Origin of the sequence: Campylobacter sp. RKI_CA19_01116, from assembly GCF_025771405.1 — a bacterium.
Classification (GTDB): Bacteria; Campylobacterota; Campylobacteria; order Campylobacterales; family Campylobacteraceae; genus Campylobacter_D.
Window position 1 is genome coordinate 1 of record NZ_JAKMQF010000017.1, and the last position, 5,145, is coordinate 5,145.

Genomic DNA, 5,145 nt, shown 5'->3' on the forward strand with positions numbered 1-5,145 from the left:
AGGTGGTTTAAGTGTAAATTTAAAGCTTAAAAATAAGCTTTAAATTTTTATTAATATTCATATTGATTTAATTCTTCTTGAGTGCCAAGTAGCATTAGTATATCATTCAAATAAGCGGTAGTTTCTAAATTTGGCATAATACTCCAAGTATCATGCTGTTTGTGTGCAATGACTTTTAAGTTTTGACCAATAGATTGCAAAGTTTTTCCTGCTAAGTTTTCATCTACTAAAAGTTTTGCTACTTTGATAGTATTGGCTGAAAGATCTATGATCTCAAAATTTGGATTAGTGATAAGAATTTTAGCCAAACGCTTTGCTGATTCTTTTTCAGGATAGATGACTTTATTAACCCCAAGTTTTGAAAGAATTTGCCCGTGTGTAGAAGAGTTTGCCTTGGCAATGATGTTTTTTACTCCTATTTCTTTTAAAGCCATGAAAGTGAGTATGCTTGATTCTAAATTTTCACCTATGCTAAGTATAACAACATCTGCATTTGCATAACCTGCTTCTTTTAAAGCTATAGTATGAGTAGAATCTAAAATATAAGCAAAATCTGCATGATCTTGTAATTCCTTAACCGCTTCTTCATCAATATCAGAAACAATAACTCTCTTACCTTGATCAATAAGCTCTTTTGCTAAAACTGAACCAAACCTTCCAAGTCCTATAATGCCATAAGTTTCTTTTTTCATAATATTATCTTTCCTTTTGGATAATTCAAATATTTTTCTTTTTCTTTAAAAAATATACTAAATAAAAATGCAAGCACACCCACTCTACCACTAAGCATTAACAATATGATAAGTAATTTACTTTCAGAGTTAAAAAGTGCACTAAGTGATAAAGTCCCACCATCTCCTACTGAAACTCCTACTGTGGCAAACGCTGAGCTTGTTTCAAAAAGCAAAGGTAAAAAGCTTTTATCATCTTCAATTAAGGATAAAATTAACACACAAGTGATGATATATACAATAGAACTTACTGCTATAATAAAAGCCTTATTGATAGTTTCTGTAGGAATTTCAAAGTTGAAAATTCTTGCATTACTATCTTTGATGCTCCAATAAGCATAGATTAACAATACAGCAATTGTAGTTACCTTAATACCCCCAGCTGTTCCACCAGGCGCACCACCTATAATCATAAATAAAGATCCAAAAAACAAGCTGGCATCTTTAAAGGTGCTAAGATCAAGAGTATTAAACCCTGCCGTTCGGTAATTTACCGCTGTAAAATATGCACTCATAATTTTATCAAAAAGTGAAAATTCTCCTATGCTTTTTGGATTATGGTATTCAAATAAAAAAACTACTAAGCTTGCAAAAACAATTAATATAACAGTAGAAATTAAAACAAGTTTTGTATGTAAACTTAAGCTTGCAAAACGCTTTTTAGAAAAAAAGTATAATTCTAATAATACAAAATACCCCAAACCTCCAATGATAATTAAAGAGGTGATAACAAAATTAATCCAAAAATCATCTCTATAAGGCATTAGGCCACTTTCAAATACACTAAATCCTGCATTATTAAAAGCAGAAATAGAGTGAAAAACACTAGCCCATAGAGCTTCACTTAAATTCATATCAAGCTTAAATCTTAAAAATAACAATAAAGCACCTAAAAGCTCAATAGCAAATACAAAAAATAAAACCTTTTTTAAAAATCCTACAAGGCCATCAGCTTCAGGATAGATCAAGGATTCTCTTAAAAGATTTTTTTCTCCAAAACTCATCTTTTTGCGCACTAAAATATATAAAGCCATAGCTATACTCATATAACCTAAGCCACCTATTTGAATAAGCAATAAAATAACAAGTTGTCCATAAAAGCTAAAATCTAATGAGGTGTTTAATACAATAAGTCCTGTCATGCTTACAGCTGAAGCACTGGTAAAAAATGCATCTAGAAAAGATATGGGCTTAGTGTGCATAATAGGAAGCATTAGAATAAAGGTGCCAAAAAGTGCAACTAGGATATAACCTATAAATAAAATTCTTATATTTTTTCTATCTAAAGTTAATTTTGTCATTTTGATTCTTTAAAATTAAAAAAATATTCTACTTAAAATTGGTTAATAAGTAAAAAGAGAACTTTCCACATTTTAAGTGGAAAGTTGAAGTATTAAAGCATTCCTACTGCTAAGAAACCTAGAGCAACAGCTATAACTATAGCTAATACACCAGGGATAAAGAATGCGTGGTTAAATATGAATTTTCCAATTCTTGTTGTGCCTGTGTCATCCATTTGAACTGCACCTAATAAAGTAGGGTAAGTTGGAAGAACGAAAAGTGCTGAAACAGCAGCAAAACAAGCAACGAGCATATAAGAATCTGCAGGATTTGTAGCTGAAATTCCTAATGCAGCAATGATAACTGGAACAATAGCTTTTGCAGTAGCTGCTTGAGAGTATAAAAGCATACTAGCAAAGAAGAATGCAACTGCAAGCATAGCTGGAGTTTGTTTAACCCATTCACCTGCTACTTCTTTAATACCTGCCTCATGACCTGCAACGAAAGTATTTCCAAGCCAAGCAACACCAAATACACATACACAAGCTGTCATACCTGATTTAAATACACTTGTATCTAAAATTTTTGCAGGTTCAACTTTACAAAAGATTGTGATTAAAGTTGCAGCTGTTAATAAGAAACTCATAATTGCAGCATCTCTTGGAATAACTACTGGATCAATCCATTTGATATTATTAGAAATTGCTGTAGCATAAAGAACAACCGCTAATACTGTGAATAAGAAAATAGCAACTGAAAGTTTTGCACCTGGTTTGTCTTCGCTTTGTAAAACATCAGAAGCGCTTTTTACAAGACCAGCTTTTAAGCGTTCTTGATATACAGGGTCTTTGCTAAGATCCATTGGAGTGATTAAGCTTACAATGAAAGCTGTAATCATACAAGCAGCAAAAGTAGTTACAATCCAAATACCAATTAATGCAGGATAATTCCAACCAAGTGGCTCTAATACGCCAGTCATATAAACAACAGCAGCACTAACTGGAGAAGCTGTAATACCAATTTGTGAAGCAACAACCATTAATGAAAGTGGAGCTGATGGTTTGATGTTTTGTGATTTTGCAACATCAATAACAACAGGCATTAATGAAAATACCGCATTACCAGTACCTGCCAAAATAGTAAGTAACCAACCGCAAGCTGGTGCAAGATAATTGATAAATTTTGGATGTTTACGTAAAATTCTTTCGGTAACTTTTACCATATAATCCAAACCACCTGCTTGTTGCATAGCAGAAATCGCAGCAATTGCTGCAGCAATGATTAAGATAACATCCCAAGGAATATTACCTGGCTTCATACCTAAAACAAGACCTAAAATAACAACACCCAGACCTCCGGCATAGCCTATCGCTATGCCACCGAGGCGGATACCTATGAATATTGCCCCAAGAAAGACAACAAGTTGTAAAATAATCATAATATCCATGATTAAACTCCTAAGTTATTAAGCTTTTCTTTTCTCTGTCATATGAGGATTTAACATATTTTCTGGTGTTAAAATTCTTTCAATTTCTTCTTTTGGAAGATATCCTCTTTCAAGACAAATATCGCCAACTGCTTTACCAGTTTCTAAAGCCTCTTTAGCAATACTTGCAGATTTTTCATATCCTAAAACAGGATTAAATGCTGTAACAATACCGATTGAGTTAAGTACAGATTGTTTGCATGCTTCAGGATTTGCTGTTAAGCCTCTTACAGCTTTTTCAGCTAGAGATTTCATTGCATTTTCAAGTAATACTATAGAGTTAAATAATCCATAAGCAATACCTGGTTCAAATGCATTAAGTTCAAATTCTCCTCTTTCAGAGCAAAGCATAATAGTAACATCATTTCCTATAACTTCATAGCAAGCTTCACCTACTGCTTCACAAATTACTGGATTTACTTTACCTGGCATGATAGAGCTACCTGGTTGCATTTTTGGTAGATTAATTTCACCTAAACCACATCTTGGGCCTGAATTCATTAATCTTAAGTCGTTTGCAATTTTAGATAATCTCACTGCTGCAGTTTTTAACGCGCCACTTACATGTACAAAGTCAGCTGTATCTTGAGTAGCAGCGATAAAATCTTCAGCTGGTTTAAATTCAACACCAGTAATTTCTTTTAATTTTTTCTCAACCACAAATTTGTAATCAGGGTGGCAGTTAATTCCTGTACCAATAGCTGTTGCACCAAGATTTAAATAACTCATTGACTCACGAGCTGCTGTGATTTTTTCAATATCACTTTTAATATAGCTAGCAAAAGCGTTGAAAGTATTTCCTAAAGTAGTAGGAACCGCATCTTCAAGCTCTGTTCTACCCATTTTAATGATATCTTTGTATTCTTTAGCTTTAGCTTCTAATTCAGTTTTTAAAAGTTCCATAGCTTTTAAAAGATCAGTAAGTTTTGCATAGGTAGCTACTTTGATTGAACTTGGATAAGTATCATTTGTAGATTGACCTAAGTTTGTATGATCATTTGGATGAAGATATTGGTACTCACCTTTTTTGTGTCCCATACTTTCAAGAGCGATATTAGTGATAACTTCGTTGGTGTTCATGTTTGTACTAGTACCAGCACCACCTTGGATCATATCTACTACGAATTGATCTAAAAATTCACCAGCAATCAGTCTATCGCAAGCTTTAGCAATAGCATCAGCTTTGTCAGCATCAAGAACCCCAACTTCTTTGTTAGCAAGAGCAGCTGCTTTTTTAACTTGAGCGAAAGCTTTTACAAAATAAGGATAATCTTGTAATCTTCTGCCACTCATATGGAAGTTTTCTAGTGCTCTAAAAGTTTGCACTCCATAATAAACCTCGTCAGAAATTTCCAACTCGCCAATAAAGTCGTGTTCTTTTCTTGTTCCCATGATGTACTCCTTGTGGGTTTTATTTAAGTTTTGTTTATAAACTTAATGAGTATTATATAACAATTTTTTATAAAAGTTTCATAAATTTTTCTGAATTTATCAAAAATCAATAAAAATATATAAAATAAATTAGAATATTGATATTCATTTTATAAATATAATGCTTTTTTGGTAGGTATTTGATGTTTGTAGTGTTTATTATTGCTTTTATTGTTTATTTTTTAAAAATTTATATTTACTTTTTGTATAATTTTA

General features: G+C 32.4%; 4 protein-coding genes. All 4 read right to left on the reverse strand.

The features are described 5' to 3' along the window. Positions 1-50 precede the first annotated feature (50 nt). The 4 genes from L8U41_RS07760 to L8U41_RS07775 all read right to left on the reverse strand — a co-directional run bounded on the left by L8U41_RS07760 (position 51) and on the right by L8U41_RS07775 (position 4,890). A complete protein-coding gene (locus L8U41_RS07760) occupies positions 51-692 on the reverse strand; it encodes a potassium channel family protein (RefSeq protein WP_263664328.1) in 642 nt (213 codons plus the stop codon). After that, positions 689-2,032 carry a TrkH family potassium uptake protein gene (locus L8U41_RS07765; protein ID WP_263728250.1) on the reverse strand — a complete coding sequence of 448 codons (1,344 nt, stop codon included), beginning with the start codon at positions 2,030-2,032 and terminating at the stop codon, positions 689-691. Before L8U41_RS07765 ends, L8U41_RS07760 begins: the two co-directional genes overlap by 4 nt. A gap of 92 nt (positions 2,033-2,124) precedes the next feature. Then, entirely contained in the window at positions 2,125-3,459 is a 1,335-nt protein-coding gene (locus L8U41_RS07770) for an anaerobic C4-dicarboxylate transporter (RefSeq protein WP_263728252.1), read from the reverse strand. Between the two features lie 18 nt (positions 3,460-3,477). Continuing rightward, complete coding sequence (locus L8U41_RS07775; protein ID WP_263664325.1) at positions 3,478-4,890, reverse strand: aspartate ammonia-lyase; 1,413 nt, start codon at positions 4,888-4,890, stop codon at positions 3,478-3,480. Between the last annotated feature and the right edge of the window lie 255 nt (positions 4,891-5,145).

What these genes read in the sequence shown, in the direction of transcription:
- L8U41_RS07760 (WP_263664328.1), bottom strand. Translation starts at nt 692, where the DNA reads ATGAAAAAAGAAACTTATGGCATTATAGGACTTGGAAGGTTTGGTTCA.
- L8U41_RS07770 (WP_263728252.1), bottom strand. Translation starts at nt 3,459, where the DNA reads ATGGATATTATGATTATTTTACAACTTGTTGTCTTTCTTGGGGCAATA.
- L8U41_RS07765 (WP_263728250.1), bottom strand. Translation starts at nt 2,032, where the DNA reads ATGACAAAATTAACTTTAGATAGAAAAAATATAAGAATTTTATTTATA.
- L8U41_RS07775 (WP_263664325.1), bottom strand. Translation starts at nt 4,890, where the DNA reads ATGGGAACAAGAAAAGAACACGACTTTATTGGCGAGTTGGAAATTTCT.